Genomic DNA, 15,832 nt, shown 5'->3' on the forward strand with positions numbered 1-15,832 from the left:
GCCATGACCGACGCCCTGAAGAACGCCCGCCGCATCGTTGTCAAGGTCGGCTCGAGCCTGGTCACGAACGAGGGCCGCGGCGTCGATGCCGATGCCGTGGGCAACTGGTGCCGGCAGATGGCGCACATCGCGGCGCAGGGCCGCGAGATCGTGATGGTGTCCAGCGGTGCCATCGCCGAGGGCATGAAGCGCCTGGGCTGGAGCGTGCGCCCGAAGGCGATCCACGAGCTGCAGGCCGCGGCGGCCGTCGGCCAGATGGGCCTGGCGCAGATCTACGAGAGCCAGCTGCGTGCCTACGGCATGGGCAGCGCGCAGGTGCTGCTGACGCATGCCGACCTGGCCGACCGCGAACGCTACCTGAATGCCCGCTCGACGCTGCTGACCTTGCTGCGGATGCACGTCGTGCCGGTCATCAACGAGAACGACACCGTCGTCAACGACGAGATCAAGTTCGGCGACAACGACACGCTGGGTGCCCTGGTCGCCAACCTGATCGAGGCCGATGCGCTAGTGATCCTGACCGACCAGCAGGGCCTGTATTCGGCCGACCCGCGGCGCGACGAGTCGGCCCGCTTCATCCACGAGGCCCAGGCCGGTGCGCCCGAACTCGAGCGCATGGCCGGCGGCGCCGGCTCGAGCATCGGGCGCGGCGGCATGATCACCAAGGTGCTGGCCGCCAAGCGGGCGGCGCGCAGCGGCGCCTCCACGGTGATCGCCTGGGGCCGCGAGCCCGACGTGCTGATCCGCTTGACGCAGGGCGAAGCGATCGGCACGGCCCTCGCCGCGCCGACGCAGAAGATGGCCGCTCGCAAGCAGTGGATGGCCGATCACCTGCAACTGCGCGGCGCGGTCGTCATCGACGACGGGGCGGTCGCCAAGCTGCGCGACGAAGGCAAGAGCCTGCTGCCAATCGGCATGATCGAGGTGCACGGCGAGTTCGCCCGCGGCGACGTGATCGCGGTGCGCTCGGCGTCGGGCCTGGAGATCGCGCGCGGCCTCGCGAACTACGCCAGCTCAGAGGCGCGGCTGATCGCGCGCAAGCCGTCGAGCGAGTTCGAGCGCCTGCTCGGCTTCACCGGCGAACCCGAGATGATCCACCGCGACAACCTGGTGCTGGGCTGAAGCGTCAGCCTTTCGATTCGTCCGGGTCGTCGCCCAGCGACGCCGGTTGCGAATCGGCCGGCTGCGAATCGGCATGCGGGCGCGAATCGTCGAAGCCGTCGTCGCGGTGGTGCGGGCGCATGCCCGAGCGCAGGTAGCGGTTGTGGTGGTTGCCGCGCGGCAGGAAGCGCGCAAGCTCGGTCAGCGCCATCTGGTAGACGTCGCGCTTGAACTCGATCACCACCTCGAGCGGCACCCAGTATTCGTTCCAGCGCCAGGCGTCGAACTCGGGATGGTCGGTGGCGCGCAGGTTCATGTCGGTGTCGCGACCGGTGAGCTGCAGCAGGAACCAGATCTGTTTCTGCCCGCGGTAGTGGCCACGGGCGTCGCGGCGGATGAAGTGATCGGGTACTTCATAGCGCAGCCAGTCGCGCGTGCGCGCGATGATGCGAACATGGTCCTGCGTCAGCCCCACCTCCTCGTGAAGCTCGCGGAACATCGCCTGCTCAGGCGTCTCACCGTATTTGATGCCCCCTTGCGGGAACTGCCAGGAGTGGGTGCGTATCCGCTTGCCCCAGAAAACCTGGTTCTTCGTATTGAGCAGGATGATGCCGACGTTGGGTCTGAACCCTTCTCGGTCGAGCATAATCAACCTCAAATTCCTTAGTTGAATTCATTATTGCACCGGCATGACGGGAATCAACCCCGTGGCTTTCCCTCAAGGCTCGCCGGTCCTGCCGCCCTGAGCTGTCCTTTTCGTCGGCGTTCACCCACGCATCTCCCATGAAAGCCTCCCAGTTCTTCATTTCCACCCTCAAGGAAGCGCCTGCCGACGCCGAGGTCGTCAGCCACCGGCTGATGATGCGGGCGGGGCTCATCAAGCGCCTGGGCGCCGGGATCTACAACTACATGCCCATGGGCCTGCGGGTGATCCGGAAGGTGGAGGGCATCATCCGCGAGGAGATGAACCGCGCGGGTGCGGTGGAGCTGCTGATGCCGGTGGTGCAGCCTGCCGAGCTGTGGCAGGAAACCGGCCGTTTCGAAGCGATGGGGCCCGAGCTGCTGCGCCTGAAAGACCGGCACGAGCGCGACTTCGTGCYCCAGCCCACCAGCGAAGAGGTCATCACCGACATCGCACGCCAGGAACTGCGCAGCTACCGGGCACTGCCGAAGAATTTCTATCACATCCAGACCAAGTTCCGTGACGAGCGCCGGCCGCGCTTCGGGCTGATGCGCGGCCGCGAGTTCACGATGAAGGACGCTTACTCCTTCGACCGCGACGAGGCCGGCGCAGGCCGCAGCTACGACCAGATGTACGCGGCCTACCAGCGCATCTTCGAGCGCCTGGGCCTGACCTACCGTGCCGTCGCTGCCGACACGGGCGCCATCGGCGGAGACCGCTCGCACGAGTTCCAGGTGATCGCGGACACCGGCGAGGATGCGCTGGTGTACTGCCCGCAGTCCGACTACGCCGCCAACATCGAGCTGGCCGAGGCCGTGCCGCTCATTGCGTCGCGCGGCACGCCGACCCGGCCCATGGCCAGGACGCCCACGCCGGGCAAGAGCACCTGCGAGGACGTCGCCGCGCTGCTGGGCGTGCCGTTGCAGAGCACGGTGAAGTCGCTGGTGCTGGCCACCGACGAGAAGAACGAGGCCGGCGACGTGCTGAAGACCACGGTGTGGCTGTTGCTCGTGCGCGGCGACCATGCGCTCAACGAAGTGAAGGCCGGCAAGGTGCCGGGCCTGAAGGAAGGCTTCCGCTTCGCCACCGTGGCCGAGATCGACGCCCACTTCGGCTGCAAGCCGGGCTACCTCGGGCCGATCGGCTTGAAGAAGCCGGTGAAGATCGTGGCCGACCGCACGGTCGCGAACATGAGCGACTTCATCTGCGGTGCCAACGAGATCGACTTCCACCTGACCGGCGTCAATTGGGGCCGCGACCTGCCCGAGCCCGACCTGGTGGCCGACATCCGCAACGTGGTGGAGGGCGATCCCTCGCCCGATGGCAAGGGCCTGCTGGCCATCCAGCGCGGCATCGAGGTGGGCCACGTGTTCTTCCTCGGCACCAAGTATTCCAAGGCCATGAACGCCACCTACCTGGACGAGACCGGCAAGCCGCAACTCATGCAGATGGGCTGCTACGGCATCGGCGTGACGCGCATCGTCGGGGCGGCCATCGAGCAGGGCCATGACGAGCGCGGCATCATCTGGCCGGATGCGCTCGCGCCGTTCCGCGTGGTGATCTGCCCGATCGGCTACGACCGTTCGCCCGAGGTGCAGGCCGCGGCCGACCAGCTGCACGACCAGCTGGACGCCGCCGGCATCGACGTGATGCTCGACAACCGCGGCGAGCGCCCGGGGGCGATGTTCGCCGACTGGGAGCTGATCGGCGTGCCGCACCGCGTGGTGCTGTCCGACCGTGGCCTGAAGGAAGGCAAGGTCGAGTACCAGGGCCGCACCGATGCGCAGGCGACGCCGGTCGGTGCCGCCGAGGTGCTCGACTTCGTGAAGGCGAAGCTGGCCTCATGACCGCGTTGCTCCCCTCGCCGGGGAGGTCGCGCAGGCGCTGGCTGGTCGCGGCGGCCGCGAGCCCGTGGCTGGCGGCGCTGCCGATGCGCAGCGCCTGGGCGGGGGCGCAGGTCGAGGAGCCCCTGGCCGATGCGGTGCGCACCGCGCTGGCGGCGTCGATCGCGAACAGCGCGCCGCCCAAGCCCAGCTTCGCCACCACCGATGCGCGGCTGCTCTACCTGCGCTGGCTCGGCGAGATGAGCACCCGGCTCAAGAAGCGCAAGGCCGAGCACGTCACCCGCGTCGAGTTCCTCGACACGCTCTGGTACGAGAGCACGCGCGCCGGGCTCGAGCCGGCGCTGGTGCTCGGGCTGGTGCAGGTGGAGAGCGGTTTCCGCAAGTACGCGATCAGCAGCGTCGGTGCGCGCGGCTACATGCAGGTGATGCCGTTCTGGGCGCGCCTGATCGGCGACGGCGACGTGAGCCGGCTGTTCCACATGCAGACCAACCTGCGCTTCGGCTGCGTGATCCTGCGCCACTACCTGGGCATCGAGCGCGGCGACCTCTACATGGCACTCGGCCGCTACAACGGCAGCCGTGGCCGGCCGGAGTATCCGAACCTGGTGTTCGGCGCGCGCAAGTACTGGGACTACAAACCGGACTGACGGCGCTCAGAGGCCCGACCAGGCCTTCGGCGTCGCCGCGTCCACGCCCAGCAGCGACAGCACCCGCTCCACCGATTCGTTCACCAGCTCGTCGATCGAGGTCGGGCGGTGGTAGAAGGCCGGCAGCGGCGGGAAGATCACGCCGCCCATCTCGGTGACGGCGGTCATGTTGCGCAGGTGGGCCAGGTTGAAGGGCGTCTCGCGCACCATCATCACGAGGCGGCGGCGCTCCTTCAGCGTCACGTCGGCGGCGCGCGTCAGCAGGCTGTCCGAGAGGCCATGGGCGACCGCCGCGAGCGTCTTCATCGAGCAGGGCGCGATCACCATCGCCGAGGTCGCGAACGAGCCGCTCGCGATCGCGGCGCCTACATCTGCTGGGTGGTAGGCGGTGTAGGCCAGCGATTCGAGTTCGCGCCGGTCCAGCCCGAGCTCGTGGTGCACGTTCAGCACGCCGGCCGGGCTGGCCACCAGGTGGGCCTCGCAGCCGAGCACCTTCAGCCGCTCGAGCAGCCGCACGCCATACACCGCGCCGCTGGCGCCGGTGACGCCGACGACGATGCGCTGCGGCACGCTCACCCGGTTCAGGCCTTGACGCCCAGCACCTGCTGCAGTTCGCCGGCCTGGTACATCTCCATCATGATGTCCGAGCCGCCGACGAACTCGCCGTTCACGTACAGCTGCGGGATGGTCGGCCAGTTGGCGTATTCCTTGATGCCCTGGCGCACGCCTTCGTCCTCGAGCACGTTGACCGTCTTCAGGTCGGTCACGCCGCAGGCTTTCAGCACTTGTACGGCGCGGCCCGAGAAGCCGCACATCGGGAATTGCGCCGTCCCCTTCATGAAGAGAACCACGCGGTTCTGTTTGACGAGGTCGTCGATGCGTTGTTGTACGTCGCTCATGGTCTTGCGCCGGCGAGCCCGGCAGAGTTCAGGGGTGTGAGGGCGAGGTTATACGGCAAACGGCGCATCCGCTGCCCTCGGCACCCGTGAAGGCCCCTCAGAATGAATAGGAGACGCCCAGCTGCAGAACCGGGGCCAGGCGCAGCTCGCGGACCTGGTCGTCCAGGCTTTGCCCGAGGTTGCGGCCCAAGCGCCCGGCCAGGATGCCGACGTCGGCCGAGAAGCCCCAGCCGCCCTTGACCGACAGGCCGGTGTAGCCGATGCCGAGGTAGGGCGTGGTGCCGGTGTCGGTGCTGCCGTCGACGACGGCCGGCAGCATGCGCCGGTCGACGTTGAACAGGCCGCCGGTGCCGGGACCGCTCCACGGCGACGAGCGCGGGCCGAACAGCACCCCGCTGGTGGCACGCAGGCCGCCGGCGCTGCCTTGCAACGCGGGTGTGAGGTAGTAGTCGGCCATCAGGCTCAGGCTGCTGAGCTTCAGGCTGGCGGTGTCGAAGCCCGGCGCCTCGATGCGCAGGCTGGGGCTGGCGGTGCCCAGGCTCAGTCGCCCCTGGAACTGGGTCCAGCCGGGGTTGCTCCCGGCGTGGCTGTCGAGGGCCAGCGCCGCCTGTGCGCCCACGAGCGTCAAGACACCTGCGCCGATCCACTTCCACGCTGCAGTCCACATGGCGAGCTCTCCTTGCTGGGTCCGAGAGACCATGCTACGCCGGCGGTGCCGGCTTGTGGGGGCAGTCCCCTCGTCTGAGTGGCAACAAGCGTGAGCGCGTGCAGTCGTGCCACAAATCGGTCAGCGTGTGGTTCCCGGCCAACGTCCGCCGGTGCAGCGCTGATGGCCCGCCAAGTCGCAGCGGGTCGCGATGTCGCGCAGCCCCTGCGCCGCCAGCAGGCCCTGCACGGCCTCCGCCTGGTCGTGGCCATGCTCCAGCAACAGCCAGCAGCCGTCGCGCAAGTGGGCGCTGGCGTCCGCGATGATGCGGCGCAGCGAATCCAGGCCGTCGCCGCCGGGTGTCAGCGCCAGATGGGGCTCGTGCTTCAACGCGGCAAGGTGGCGATCGCCGGCGGCGATGTACGGCGGGTTGCTCAGCACCAGGTCGAAGCGGCGGCCGTCGACGGGTGACCACCAGTCGCCATGCAGCAGGTCGACCGGCAGGCCCAGCCGCTCGGCGTTCGCGCCGGCAACGGCCAGCGCCGCCGGGCTGGTGTCGACCGCCGTCACCTGGGCCGCCGGCCAGGCGTGCTTCACGGCCAGCGCGATCGCCCCCGATCCGGTGCCGAGGTCCAGCACCTGCGGCGCCGGCTGCCCGGCCAGTTCGCGGCTCAGCACGTCGAGCGCCCAGTCGACCAGGGTCTCGGTGTCCGGCCGCGGCACCAGCACCGCAGGCGACACCTGCAGCGTGAGCCCGTGGAACTCCTTTTCGCCCAGCAGGTAGGCCACCGGCTCGCCGTCGGCGCGGCGCGCGGCGGCCTGGTCGAAGCGCTGCACCTGTTCTGCGGTAAGCGCGTCGCTGCCATGCGCCAGCAGCCAGGTCCGGTCGCGCGCCAGCACATGGCCCAGCAGCAGCTGCGCGTCCAGCCGGTCCAGGCCACGCGCCCGGGCTGCCGCCAGTGCCGTGTCAACGCTCACTGGAGCACCTTCGCCCGTGGGGCGGCCCGGCGGGCTCATGCCCCGCGGCCTTCCAGCTCGGCCAGCTGCTCGGCCGCGCTGGCCGCCTGCAAGGCTGCCACCACGTCGTCCAGCTCGCCCTCCATCACCGACTGCAGCTTGTACAGCGTCAGGTTGATGCGGTGATCGGTCAGCCGGCCCTGCGGGAAGTTGTAGGTGCGGATGCGGTCGCTGCGGTCGCCGCTGCCGATCAGGCCCTTGCGGGTTGCGGCCTCCTTCGCGGCGCGCTCGCTGCGATCCTTCTCGCGCAGGCGCGCGGCCAGCACCGCCATCGCCTTGGCCTTGTTGCGGTGTTGCGAGCGGTCGTCCTGGCATTCGGCCACGAGCCCGGTCGGCAGGTGGGTGATGCGGATCGCGCTGTCGGTCTTGTTGACGTGCTGCCCGCCGGCACCGCTTGCGCGGAAGGTGTCGATGCGCAGGTCGGCCGGGTTCAGCTGGATCTCTTCCGCCTCGTCCGGCTCGGGCATCGCGGCGACGGTGCAAGCGCTGGTGTGGATGCGGCCCTGCGTCTCGGTCTGCGGCACGCGCTGCACGCGGTGGCCGCCGGATTCGAACTTCAGCCTCGCATACACGCCGTCGCCTTCCACGCGCAGCACCACTTCCTTGTAGCCGCCCAGGTCCGACATGCTCTCCGACATCAGCTCGGTGCGCCAGCCGCAGCGCTCGGCATAGCGGGTGTACATGCGCAGCAGGTCGGCGGCGAACAGCGCGGATTCATCGCCGCCGGTGCCGGCGCGGATCTCGAGGAAGGCATTGCGGCCGTCGTCCGGATCGCGCGGCAGCATCGCGGCCTGCAGCTCCTGCTCGAGCCGCGCGATGTCCGCTTCGGCACCGGCGATCTCTTCGCGCGCCATGTCGGCGAGTTCCGGGTCGGCGAGCATCTGGCGCGCTTCGGCGAGGTCGCTCTCGCGCTGCCGGAAGCGCCGGTAGCGCTGCACCATGCCGTCGACCTCGGCATGCTCGCGGGTCAGGCCGCGGAAGCGGTTCATGTCGCTGACCACCGACGGATCGGCCAGCGTCGCGTCCAGTTCGGTCAGGCGCAGCGCGAGGCGTTCGAACTGCTGGCGGAGGGTGTCTTTCATCAGGGGCTCCGGAAGGGATCGCGGAGCCTGGCGCGCGGCGTTCGCCGCTTCGGAATGCGCCCGCTCCGCCGGCTGTGCGGCGGAAGTGCGGACGTCGCTAATGCTGGCCGTCGACGGGCTTGCGCGGGCTGCCGCGCAGGAACAGGCGCGATACCGTCTGCGCCAGCGCGGCGCGATGCTCGCCGTCGGCCGCGTGCAGCTCGGCCAACGTGCCGTGCAGCATCTTCTGCGTCAGCCCGCGCGACAGCGCCTCGAGCACCGACTCCAGGTCTTCGCCCTTGGCCAGCATCTTGCGGGCGCGTGCGATCTCGGCGGCGCGCCAGTCGTCGGCCTGGGCGTTCAGTGCCTGGATCAGCGGCACGGTGCCGCGCTGGTCCAGCCAGTGCACGAAGCTCTGCACGCCGGTCTCGATGATGACCTCGGCCTGCTCGACGGCGGCCTGGCGCTTCTCGCCGGCGGTCTGCACCAGCGCCGACAGGTCGTCGACGGTGTAGAGGTAGACGTCGGACAGGCGCGAGACCTCGGGCTCGATGTCGCGCGGCACGGCCAGGTCGACCATGAACATCGGGCGGTGCTTGCGGGCCTTCAGCGCGCGTTCCACGGCACCCAGGCCGATGATGGGCAACGAACTGGCGGTGCACGAGATGATGGCGTCGAACTCGCCCAGGCGCGCCGGCAGGTCGGACAGGCGGATCGCCTCGGCGCCGAAGCGGCCGGCAAGCTTCTCGCCGCGCTCGAGCGTGCGGTTGGCCACCGCCATCGCGCGCGGCGAACGCGCCGCAAAGTGCGTCGCGACCAGCTCGATCATCTCGCCGGCACCGACGAACAGCACCTTGGTGTCGCGCAGGTCCTCGAACAGCTGCGAGGCCAGGCGCACGGCAGCGGCGGCCATGCTGATCGAATGCGAGCCGATCTCGGTCGAGGTGCGCACGTCCTTGGCGACCGCGAACGAGCGCTGGAACATCTGGTGCAGCGTCGTGCCCAGCGTGCCGGCGGTGCTGGCTTCGCGCACCGCCTGCTTCATCTGCCCGAGGATCTGCGGCTCGCCCAGCACCATCGAATCGAGGCCGCTGGCGACGCGGAAGGCATGCCGTGCCGCTGGCGCACCCTCCAGTACGTAGGCGTGGTCCATGAAATGCTGGCTCGCGACGCCGCCCAGTCCGGCCAGCCAGTCGATGGCCGGGCGCACCAGCGCCGGCTCGGCGGCGCAGTACAGCTCGGTGCGGTTGCAGGTGGACAGGATGGCGGCTTCGGGCGCCGCGCTCGGGCGCGACACGCGCTCGCGGAAGCCCTGCAGCGTCGGCGCCAGCTGCTCGAGCGTGAACGCAAAACGGCCCCGCAAATCCAGCGGAGCCGTCGTGTGGTTCAGGCCGAGGGCGAAAACACTCATTTGCAGATTATAAAATTTGCGGCGCCGTCCGGTATTTGTCGATTCTCAAGGCGGCCATAGGCACTGACGAATCGACACATCTGGCGGTTTATCGGCAATATCCGGGCCAGCTTTTGCGAGAAACCAGTCGATGGGACCTTTGGACGCACTGTGGCACCTGTTGAACTTCCTCGGCCCGGCTTTCGGCGTCACCGGCCTGGCGTCGGCGATGACCAAGCTGCTGTGGCGCCGCGAACTGGCCGGCGTCAGCTGGGCCCGGCTGTGGCTGTGGTCGGCCGGCGTCGCCAGCGTCGTCACCATCGTCGGGCTGGCCTGGCTGGGGCGCGACGGCAAGATGGCCACCTATGGCGCGATGGTCGCCGGCTGCGCGCTCACGCTGTGGTGGGCCGGTTTCGGTCCGGGGAGGCGCTGAAACCGGGGTCGCATCCTCGCTTCAGGCCAGCGCTTCCGCCTCCCGCGTGACCACCTCGGCCCGCAGCGAGTGCGGATAGGCCTGCGTGATGTTCACGTCGATCATCTGCCCCACCAGCCGGGCCGGCCCGGCGAAGTTGACGATGCGGTTGCACTCGGTGCGGCCCATCAGCTCGCTGGCGTCCTTGCGCGACGGGCCTTCGACCAGGATGCGCTGCACCGTGCCGACGCGCGACTGCCCGATGCGCCGCTGGTTGTCCTCGATCACCGCCTGCAGGTGCTGCAGGCGCGCGAGCTTGGTCTCGTGCGGCGTGCCATCGGCCAGCGCAGCGGCCGGCGTACCGGGGCGCGGGCTGTAGATGAAGCTGAAGCTCGAATCGAAGCCGACGTCGTCGATCAGCTTCATCATCTTCGCGAAATCGTCCTCGGTCTCGCCGGGGAAGCCGACGATGAAATCGCTGGACAGGCTGATGTCGGGCCGCACCGCGCGCAGCTTGCGGATCGTGCTCTTGTACTCGAGCACCGTGTAGCCGCGCTTCATCGCCATCAGGATGCGGTCGCTGCCGTGCTGCACCGGCAGGTGCAGGTGGTTCACCAGTTGCGGCACGCGGCCGTAGACCTCGACCAGCCGGTTCGTGAACTCGTTGGGGTGGCTGGTGGTGTAGCGGATGCGCGCAATGCCGGGGATCGCGGCCACGTACTCGATCAGCAGCGCGAAGTCGGCGATSTCGSYTGTCCCGCCCATCGCGCCGCGGTAGGCGTTGACGTTCTGGCCCAGCAGCGTCACTTCCTTGACGCCCTGGCCGGCCAGGCCCGCCACCTCGGCCAGCACGTCGTCGAACGGCCGCGACACCTCTTCGCCGCGCGTGTACGGCACGACGCAGTAGCTGCAGTACTTCGAGCAGCCTTCCATGATCGACACGAAGGCCGTCGCGCCTTCGACGCGCGCCGGCGGCAGGTGGTCGAACTTCTCGATCTCGGGGAAGCTGATGTCGACCTGCTGGCGCTGCTGCTGGCGGCGCTGCGCCAGCAGCTGCGGCAGGCGGTGCAGCGTCTGCGGGCCGAACACGACGTCGACGTAGGGCGCGCGCTCGATGATGGCCGCGCCTTCCTGGCTGGCCACGCAGCCGCCGACGCCGATCATCACGCCCTTGGCCTTCAGGTGCTTGACGCGGCCCAGGTCGCTGAACACCTTCTCCTGCGCCTTCTCGCGCACCGAGCAGGTGTTGAACAGGATCAGGTCGGCCTGCTCCGGGTCCTGCGTGGGTTCGTAGCCTTCGGCGGCGTGCATGACGTCGGACATCTTGTCCGAGTCGTATTCGTTCATCTGGCAACCGAAGGTCTTGATGTAGACCTTCTTCGTGCGTTGTGCGTCGTCCATCACGGCCCCGTCACGGCTTGGTCCAGACCTGGGCGGCCGGATCGAAGGTCCAGGTCTGCAGCTGTTCGGGCGTGGTCGGCCACGGCACGACCTTGATCTCCTCGTCGCGCAGGATCCACACGTCCTTGACCAGGCCGATGGTCTCGACCGTGTAGTGCACGACCAGCTTGCGGCCGATCAGCGGGCCGGTCATCACCAGCAGGTTGTTCTGCCCGCGGATGCGCACCCCCGGGGCCAGCTGGGCCGGCTTGCCGTTCAGCGTGACCTGGGGCGGGTTGTCGAAGACCATGATGCCGCGCAGCGCGTTCTGCGGGAACTGGCGCTGCACCTGGGCGGCGGCCGGCAGCGCTGCGGCGAAGAAGGCGAGGGCTGCCGAGGCAGCGAGAAGGTGGCGACGCGTCGCGCAGCGGTACATGGTGTTGATCCAGTGGCTGTCGGGGAAGGCCAGGATTCTAAGTCAGGGGTCCTGCGAGGCCTCACACTCCGCGGATGATCGAACCCCTGCTGCTGACCACCGCCCGCGTGTCGACCTTCGACGGCGACATCCCCCTCACCGGGGCCAGCGGCTTCTTCTTCGAGCGCGGCGAGCGCCTGTTCATCGTCACCAGCCGCCACGTGCTGATCGACAAGCCGAGCAAGCACTACCCGAGCCGCATCGAGATCGAGCTGCACACCGACGCCGGCAACCTGACGCGCTCGATCGGGCTGTCGATGCTGCTGTACCGCGACGGCAAGAGCACCTGGCGCCAGGGCCGCGACCCGGGCGGCGAGATCGACGTCGCCGCGCTCGAGATCGAGCGCAGCGCGCTGCCCGCCGCGGTGGCGATGCGCGCGTTCACGCCGGCGCACCTGCAGGGTTCGCTCGAAGAGGTCGAGGTTGGCAGCTCGCTGCTGGTGGTCGGCTTCCCGCTCGGCTTCCACGACACCTTGCACCACCTGCCGGTGGTGCGCCAGGCGGCGATCGCGTCGTCCTTCGGGCTGCGCTTCCAGGGCCAGGGCTATTTCCTGACCGATGCGCGCACGCACCGCGGCACCAGCGGCGCGCCGGTGGTGATGCGCGATGCCGGCGCGCCCGACGGCCTGCCATGGAAGCTGCTGGGCATCCATTCGTCGCGCATGGACATGGGTGGGCGCGACCTGGAGCACGACGAGTCGCTGGGGCTCAACTGCGCCTGGTATGCCGACATCCTGATGACGCTGACCGACGACGGCGCGCCGACCGAAGCCGGATCCGCCGCTTGACCTTGTGCCCGTCACAGGTATGACGCGCGGCGGTGGTACTGTGCGGGAGTCCAACGAAAGGCTCCATGACACTGACCCGACGCCATGTGCCCGCCGCCGCGAACGCGCCCCGGCCCCCCGCGACAGCCGCCGCGAAGAAGCGCCAGGCGCTGCGCAACGACCTGCTCGCGACGGTGGAACTGCTGCAGCAGCGCCAGGCCGAGCAAATCAACGCATCGCTGATTGCCGAGTACGTGGCGCTCGACTGGTTCGAGTGGAACGGAGGTGCCTTGCGCATCACGCTCACCGGCCAGAACATCTGCAAGCAGATCCGCAGCGGACTGGTCTAGGGATAGCCGAGCAGGGCTTTGTGAACAGGCCCGTTCAGGGCCGTGGGTTACCATGCGTCGCGTAGGCATGCACAAGGCCGTCGTTCAGCAAGTCCTCCTCCCCCTGTTCCCGGCACTCGCCCGGGGATGTCGGTCGAATTCCCATCGTTGATTTTCTTGGCGTCTCTGCACTGTGCAGCATGTGCTGCGCATGACTCGAAAGGAAATCGACATGACGACAACTCAAACCCAGACCGGCACCGTGAAGTGGTTCGACGAAGGCAAGGGCTTCGGCTTCATCACGCCGGACGGCGGCGGCAAGGACCTGTTCGCCCACTTCAGCCAGATCCAGGGCGGCGGCTTCAAGAGCCTGGCCGAAAGCCAGCGCGTGCAGTTCGAGGTGACGCAAGGCCAGAAGGGCCCGCAGGCTTCGAACATCGTGCCGGCCTGATCCGGCTGGCGGACCCTTCACCGGGTCTTCCTCCCCCAAAAACCGCGGCCTCGGTCGCGGTTTTTTCATTTCCAGGAGCGTGCAATGAAGAACCTGCAGGAAGCCACCGAGCGCATCTGCGACCTGAAGGGCTCGCTGGTGGCAATGGACGCGTTGCTGTCGGCCGTGATCCGCCAACTGCCCGCCGCCGAGCGGGCCGAGCTGCTGATCGCCTTCGAAGCCAATGCGGAGGTCGCGCGCACGGTGCTGTTGCACACCGCGATCTCCGAACTGTCGATCGCGGCGTTCGAGCGCGACGTGGCGCGCAACACCGCGCTGCTGGACGCCGGCTGAGCTACCCCTGCTGGGGCTGGACCGCCACGTCGTGCTCGCGCAGCATCACCGGCTCCAGCGAGCCGTTGGCCACGCGGCGGCGCACCGCGGCGTCGATCTCGGCGCGGTTGGCGGTGTAGGTGGCGACCGCATCGGTGCCATCCATCGTGGCGCGGAAGCGGTAGTGCAGCGCCCGCATGCTGATGCTCGCCCCGATGGTCTCGCCATCGTCGAGCAGCACCCAGAACCGGACGGCGCCGGAGTCGTTGTGGAAAAACGGGGTGGGCAGCATGGCATCGCGCTCGAAAGGAAAGTCCCTGATGCTATACCCCTGACGCGTCGCGGCATTGTCGAACCAGGACTGTCGGCGGTGTGACGCAATGCGCACCCCGCCCGGCGCGCTCCCCGGGCACCGCCGGGCTGCGGCGGCTGGTCCGCAACTTGCCAAGGAATGCCTGTCGCCGCGCGATGCGGTCCCCCGAAAGGCTTCTCATGGCATCCCCCGAGTCGTCGACCGCCGAAATGGCCCAGTTGCTGCACCGCCTGTGGATGCGCGTGAGCCGCGGCGATGCGAACTTCGGCGCCGACGAGCAGGACACGGTGCTCGACCCCGACACCGGCTCCGGGTTCGCCGAGACGGTGGTCGAGGATCGCTTCCGCTTCGGGCCGTCCTACCGCCTGAACTGACGAGAAGGGTTCGCTCAGGACCAGCCCGCGTCGACGACGAAGCTCTGCGCGGTGCACATCCGCGAATCGTCGGCGGCCAGGAACAGCGCCATCGTCGCGATGTCGTCCGAGTGCAAGCGCCCCGGCAGGCACTGGTTGGCGTCCAGGTCCTTCTCCGACTCGGGCGTCACCCACATCCGCAGCTGCTTGTCCGTCATCACCCAGCCCGGCACCAGCGCGTTGACGCGGATGTTGCGCTTGCCCAGGTCCTTGGCGAGCGAACGCGTCAGGCCGTGGATGGCGGCCTTGGTCGTCGCGTAGGCCGGGTAGCCGGCGCCCTTGATCATCCAGCTGATCGAGCCGAGGTTGATGATCGAGCCGCCGCCCAGGCCCGCCATGTCGTCGACCACCGCCTGTGCCGCGAAGAACTGGTGGCGCAGGTTGACGTTCATGCACTGGTCCCAGAATTCCGGCGTGACGGCCTCGACCTGGTGGCGCTGGTCGTTGGCCGCGTTGTTGACCAGCGCGCCGATCGGGCCGAAGGCCTGGCGGGTCTGCGCGATCGCGGCCTGCAGCGCCGGGATGTCGGTCACGTCGCAGGGGACGAACAGCGGCTTCGGCGCGCCGTGGGGGTTGGGCCGGGCGGCGATGCCGGCCAGCAGTTCGTCGGCGGCCGCGCGGTTGCGGCCGACGAAGCCGACCTTGGCGCCCTGCGCATGGAAGTGCTCGACGAAGGCGGTGCCGATGCCGGTGGTGCCGCCGCTGATGAAGACGGTGCGGCCTTCCAGGCTCGGGTAGTGGGCGAATGCGGTCATGGGCGTCTCCGGGAAGGAATCAGTCGGCCAGGCCGCGGGCGCGGGCCAGGCGGTGCAGGCCGCGCGCGGTCAGCGCCTCGGCGTGGGCGACGGGCTGCAGGCCGCGCGCCGCCAGCGCCCGCTCGTAGCGCCGCGTCAGCGAGGCACTGCCGATCAGGTGCACGCGGCCGCCGGCCGGGGCCAGACCGTTGAGCTCGTGGCCGACCAGCAGGCCCGACAGGTAGGACGGCGCCGCCGCCGGGCTCAATGCGCCGAACAGCCCCAGCGTGCGCACGCTGAACAGCTGGTTCGGCAGCCCGCCGGCGGCGCGGCTCGCCTCGAGGCCGCGCGCGAACGCCACCTCGTCGTCGCCGGCCTCCTTGTCCATCAGCGCGCCCAGCAGGCTGTGCTGCGTCAGCAGCGCGAACAGCTCGCCGGTCATCGCGGTGTGGAACTGCACGATGCGGCCGGCCTCGACGCGGATCCACTTGCTGTGCGTGCCCGGCAGGCACAGCGTGTGCGGGCCGTCGCCCGCCAGCTCGTCGAGCAACCCCAGCACCTGGGTTTCCTCGCCGCGCATCACCTCGGGCGTGCCGGCCTCGGGTTGGTGGCTCAGGCCCGGCGCGATGAAGAGGCGGCGCCCGGGCAGGGCCGGCGCCTCGAAGGCCAGCATGCCCTGCGCGATCGCATCGGCGCCCGCCGGGCACGCGACATAGGGCACCTCGCGCCAGCCGTTGCGGCTGCCGATCATGCCGGCCATCACGATGTGCGCGTCGCTCCAGCCGTCGATCTGCTCGGCCAGCACCGCGTCGAAGCGGCCCTGGCAGGCCAGCAGCGCGGCCGCGGTGCTGCGCTGCGCCAGCACGGCCCCGTCGGCCCCCAGCCGATAGGCGCGCAGGCTGCTCGTGCCCCAGTCGATGGCAATCATCTCGTTCGTCTCCGTCGTCGTGGTCGCCGGC

Annotated in this window: 21 protein-coding genes; 9 read left to right on the plus strand and 12 right to left on the minus strand. The window is 69.2% G+C overall.

Translation table 11 applies throughout. From position 1 onward, the window contains the following. Positions 1–3 precede the first annotated feature (3 nt). A complete protein-coding gene (gene proB / locus AC1DYN_RS13640) occupies positions 4–1,122 on the plus strand; it encodes a glutamate 5-kinase (RefSeq protein WP_477960311.1) in 1,119 nt (372 codons plus the stop codon). A gap of 4 nt (positions 1,123–1,126) precedes the next feature. On the opposite strand, the gene AC1DYN_RS13645 is transcribed toward proB, so the two are convergent. After that, positions 1,127–1,747: an RNA pyrophosphohydrolase gene (locus tag AC1DYN_RS13645; RefSeq protein ID WP_477960312.1), complete on the minus strand. Its 621-nt coding sequence runs from the start codon at positions 1,745–1,747 to the stop codon at positions 1,127–1,129. 137 nt (positions 1,748–1,884) lie between these two features. Here AC1DYN_RS13645 and AC1DYN_RS13650 point away from each other — a divergent pair, with 137 nt between their 5' ends. After that, a complete protein-coding gene (locus AC1DYN_RS13650; RefSeq protein WP_477960315.1) occupies positions 1,885–3,630 on the plus strand; it encodes a proline--tRNA ligase in 1,746 nt (581 codons plus the stop codon). After that, the gene (locus AC1DYN_RS13655; protein WP_477960317.1) at positions 3,627–4,274 is read left to right on the plus strand and encodes a lytic transglycosylase domain-containing protein; all 648 of its coding nucleotides are present in this window, start codon (positions 3,627–3,629) and stop codon (positions 4,272–4,274) included. The genes AC1DYN_RS13650 and AC1DYN_RS13655 overlap by 4 nt, the downstream gene beginning before the upstream one ends. A 6-nt stretch (positions 4,275–4,280) precedes the next feature. Here AC1DYN_RS13655 and AC1DYN_RS13660 read toward each other — a convergent pair whose 3' ends face one another. From AC1DYN_RS13660 to hemA, 6 genes are all read right to left on the minus strand, one after another. Continuing rightward, positions 4,281–4,844 (minus strand): UbiX family flavin prenyltransferase, encoded by a 564-nt coding sequence (locus AC1DYN_RS13660; RefSeq protein WP_477960387.1) that lies wholly within the window; start codon positions 4,842–4,844, stop codon positions 4,281–4,283. A gap of 11 nt (positions 4,845–4,855) precedes the next feature. After that, the gene (grxD, locus tag AC1DYN_RS13665; RefSeq protein ID WP_477960319.1) at positions 4,856–5,173 is read right to left on the minus strand and encodes a Grx4 family monothiol glutaredoxin; all 318 of its coding nucleotides are present in this window, start codon (positions 5,171–5,173) and stop codon (positions 4,856–4,858) included. A gap of 97 nt (positions 5,174–5,270) precedes the next feature. After that, positions 5,271–5,840, minus strand: a complete 570-nt coding sequence (locus AC1DYN_RS13670) for a hypothetical protein (protein WP_477960320.1) — start codon at positions 5,838–5,840, stop codon at positions 5,271–5,273. Positions 5,841–5,960: 120 nt separating this feature from the next. Continuing rightward, entirely contained in the window at positions 5,961–6,836 is an 876-nt protein-coding gene (gene prmC / locus AC1DYN_RS13675) for a peptide chain release factor N(5)-glutamine methyltransferase (protein WP_477960322.1), read from the minus strand. Next, positions 6,833–7,918, minus strand: coding sequence for a peptide chain release factor 1 (gene prfA, locus AC1DYN_RS13680; RefSeq protein WP_477960324.1), 1,086 nt, complete (start codon positions 7,916–7,918; stop codon positions 6,833–6,835). Before prfA ends, prmC begins: the two co-directional genes overlap by 4 nt. A gap of 97 nt (positions 7,919–8,015) precedes the next feature. Continuing rightward, positions 8,016–9,308, minus strand: a complete 1,293-nt coding sequence (gene hemA, locus AC1DYN_RS13685; protein WP_477960326.1) for a glutamyl-tRNA reductase — start codon at positions 9,306–9,308, stop codon at positions 8,016–8,018. A gap of 130 nt (positions 9,309–9,438) precedes the next feature. Between hemA and AC1DYN_RS13690 the strand changes: the two genes are divergently transcribed. After that, the gene (locus AC1DYN_RS13690) at positions 9,439–9,720 is read left to right on the plus strand and encodes a hypothetical protein (protein ID WP_477960328.1); all 282 of its coding nucleotides are present in this window, start codon (positions 9,439–9,441) and stop codon (positions 9,718–9,720) included. A 21-nt stretch (positions 9,721–9,741) separates the two neighbouring features. On the opposite strand, the gene miaB is transcribed toward AC1DYN_RS13690, so the two are convergent. Together miaB and AC1DYN_RS13700 are read right to left on the minus strand one after the other, a co-directional pair. Beyond that, positions 9,742–11,100 (minus strand): tRNA (N6-isopentenyl adenosine(37)-C2)-methylthiotransferase MiaB, encoded by a 1,359-nt coding sequence (gene miaB, locus AC1DYN_RS13695; protein WP_477960330.1) that lies wholly within the window; start codon positions 11,098–11,100, stop codon positions 9,742–9,744. Positions 11,101–11,110: 10 nt separating this feature from the next. Beyond that, complete coding sequence (locus AC1DYN_RS13700) at positions 11,111–11,515, minus strand: hypothetical protein (protein ID WP_477960332.1); 405 nt, start codon at positions 11,513–11,515, stop codon at positions 11,111–11,113. A gap of 74 nt (positions 11,516–11,589) precedes the next feature. On the opposite strand from AC1DYN_RS13700, the gene AC1DYN_RS13705 reads away from it, so the two are divergent. The 4 genes from AC1DYN_RS13705 (at position 11,590) to AC1DYN_RS13720 (ending at position 13,434) form a co-directional block, all read left to right on the plus strand. After that, entirely contained in the window at positions 11,590–12,342 is a 753-nt protein-coding gene (locus AC1DYN_RS13705) for a S1 family peptidase (protein WP_477960334.1), read from the plus strand. Between the two features lie 65 nt (positions 12,343–12,407). Then, positions 12,408–12,671: a hypothetical protein gene (locus AC1DYN_RS13710; RefSeq protein ID WP_477960336.1), complete on the plus strand. Its 264-nt coding sequence runs from the start codon at positions 12,408–12,410 to the stop codon at positions 12,669–12,671. Between the two features lie 211 nt (positions 12,672–12,882). Then, positions 12,883–13,101 carry a cold-shock protein gene (locus AC1DYN_RS13715; protein WP_073462332.1) on the plus strand — a complete coding sequence of 73 codons (219 nt, stop codon included), beginning with the start codon at positions 12,883–12,885 and terminating at the stop codon, positions 13,099–13,101. An 84-nt stretch (positions 13,102–13,185) separates the two neighbouring features. Further along, positions 13,186–13,434: a hypothetical protein gene (locus AC1DYN_RS13720; protein ID WP_477960338.1), complete on the plus strand. Its 249-nt coding sequence runs from the start codon at positions 13,186–13,188 to the stop codon at positions 13,432–13,434. A 1-nt stretch (position 13,435) separates the two neighbouring features. Here AC1DYN_RS13720 and AC1DYN_RS13725 read toward each other — a convergent pair whose 3' ends face one another. Continuing rightward, positions 13,436–13,705 (minus strand): DUF1488 family protein, encoded by a 270-nt coding sequence (locus AC1DYN_RS13725; RefSeq protein WP_477960340.1) that lies wholly within the window; start codon positions 13,703–13,705, stop codon positions 13,436–13,438. A gap of 200 nt (positions 13,706–13,905) precedes the next feature. Here AC1DYN_RS13725 and AC1DYN_RS13730 point away from each other — a divergent pair, with 200 nt between their 5' ends. Continuing rightward, positions 13,906–14,100, plus strand: coding sequence for a hypothetical protein (locus tag AC1DYN_RS13730; RefSeq protein WP_477960342.1), 195 nt, complete (start codon positions 13,906–13,908; stop codon positions 14,098–14,100). Between the two features lie 14 nt (positions 14,101–14,114). Here the strand turns inward: AC1DYN_RS13730 and AC1DYN_RS13735 are convergent, their stop codons facing one another. Both AC1DYN_RS13735 and AC1DYN_RS13740 read right to left on the minus strand, forming a co-directional pair. Next, the gene (locus AC1DYN_RS13735; protein WP_477960344.1) at positions 14,115–14,894 is read right to left on the minus strand and encodes an SDR family NAD(P)-dependent oxidoreductase; all 780 of its coding nucleotides are present in this window, start codon (positions 14,892–14,894) and stop codon (positions 14,115–14,117) included. 19 nt (positions 14,895–14,913) lie between these two features. Then, complete coding sequence (locus AC1DYN_RS13740; protein WP_477960346.1) at positions 14,914–15,801, minus strand: 2-dehydro-3-deoxygalactonokinase; 888 nt, start codon at positions 15,799–15,801, stop codon at positions 14,914–14,916. Positions 15,802–15,832: the final 31 nt, after the last annotated feature.

The organism is Rhizobacter sp. P2_D12 (genome assembly GCF_056404395.1).

Bases quoted from the DNA above. Each gene is read 5' to 3' on its own strand.
- AC1DYN_RS13710 (WP_477960336.1), top strand. From the start codon at position 12,408: ATGACACTGACCCGACGCCATGTGCCCGCCGCCGCGAACGCGCCCCGG.
- AC1DYN_RS13735 (WP_477960344.1), bottom strand. From the start codon at position 14,894: ATGACCGCATTCGCCCACTACCCGAGCCTGGAAGGCCGCACCGTCTTC.
- AC1DYN_RS13655 (WP_477960317.1), top strand. From the start codon at position 3,627: ATGACCGCGTTGCTCCCCTCGCCGGGGAGGTCGCGCAGGCGCTGGCTG.
- prmC (WP_477960322.1), bottom strand. From the start codon at position 6,836: ATGAGCCCGCCGGGCCGCCCCACGGGCGAAGGTGCTCCAGTGAGCGTT.
- AC1DYN_RS13705 (WP_477960334.1), top strand. From the start codon at position 11,590: ATGATCGAACCCCTGCTGCTGACCACCGCCCGCGTGTCGACCTTCGAC.
- AC1DYN_RS13725 (WP_477960340.1), bottom strand. From the start codon at position 13,705: ATGCTGCCCACCCCGTTTTTCCACAACGACTCCGGCGCCGTCCGGTTC.
- AC1DYN_RS13690 (WP_477960328.1), top strand. From the start codon at position 9,439: ATGGGACCTTTGGACGCACTGTGGCACCTGTTGAACTTCCTCGGCCCG.
- proB (WP_477960311.1), top strand. From the start codon at position 4: ATGACCGACGCCCTGAAGAACGCCCGCCGCATCGTTGTCAAGGTCGGC.
- AC1DYN_RS13730 (WP_477960342.1), top strand. From the start codon at position 13,906: ATGGCATCCCCCGAGTCGTCGACCGCCGAAATGGCCCAGTTGCTGCAC.
- AC1DYN_RS13720 (WP_477960338.1), top strand. From the start codon at position 13,186: ATGAAGAACCTGCAGGAAGCCACCGAGCGCATCTGCGACCTGAAGGGC.
- AC1DYN_RS13700 (WP_477960332.1), bottom strand. From the start codon at position 11,515: ATGTACCGCTGCGCGACGCGTCGCCACCTTCTCGCTGCCTCGGCAGCC.
- AC1DYN_RS13740 (WP_477960346.1), bottom strand. From the start codon at position 15,801: ATGATTGCCATCGACTGGGGCACGAGCAGCCTGCGCGCCTATCGGCTG.
- AC1DYN_RS13715 (WP_073462332.1), top strand. From the start codon at position 12,883: ATGACGACAACTCAAACCCAGACCGGCACCGTGAAGTGGTTCGACGAA.
- hemA (WP_477960326.1), bottom strand. From the start codon at position 9,308: ATGAGTGTTTTCGCCCTCGGCCTGAACCACACGACGGCTCCGCTGGAT.
- AC1DYN_RS13670 (WP_477960320.1), bottom strand. From the start codon at position 5,840: ATGTGGACTGCAGCGTGGAAGTGGATCGGCGCAGGTGTCTTGACGCTC.
- prfA (WP_477960324.1), bottom strand. From the start codon at position 7,918: ATGAAAGACACCCTCCGCCAGCAGTTCGAACGCCTCGCGCTGCGCCTG.
- grxD (WP_477960319.1), bottom strand. From the start codon at position 5,173: ATGAGCGACGTACAACAACGCATCGACGACCTCGTCAAACAGAACCGC.
- AC1DYN_RS13645 (WP_477960312.1), bottom strand. From the start codon at position 1,747: ATGCTCGACCGAGAAGGGTTCAGACCCAACGTCGGCATCATCCTGCTC.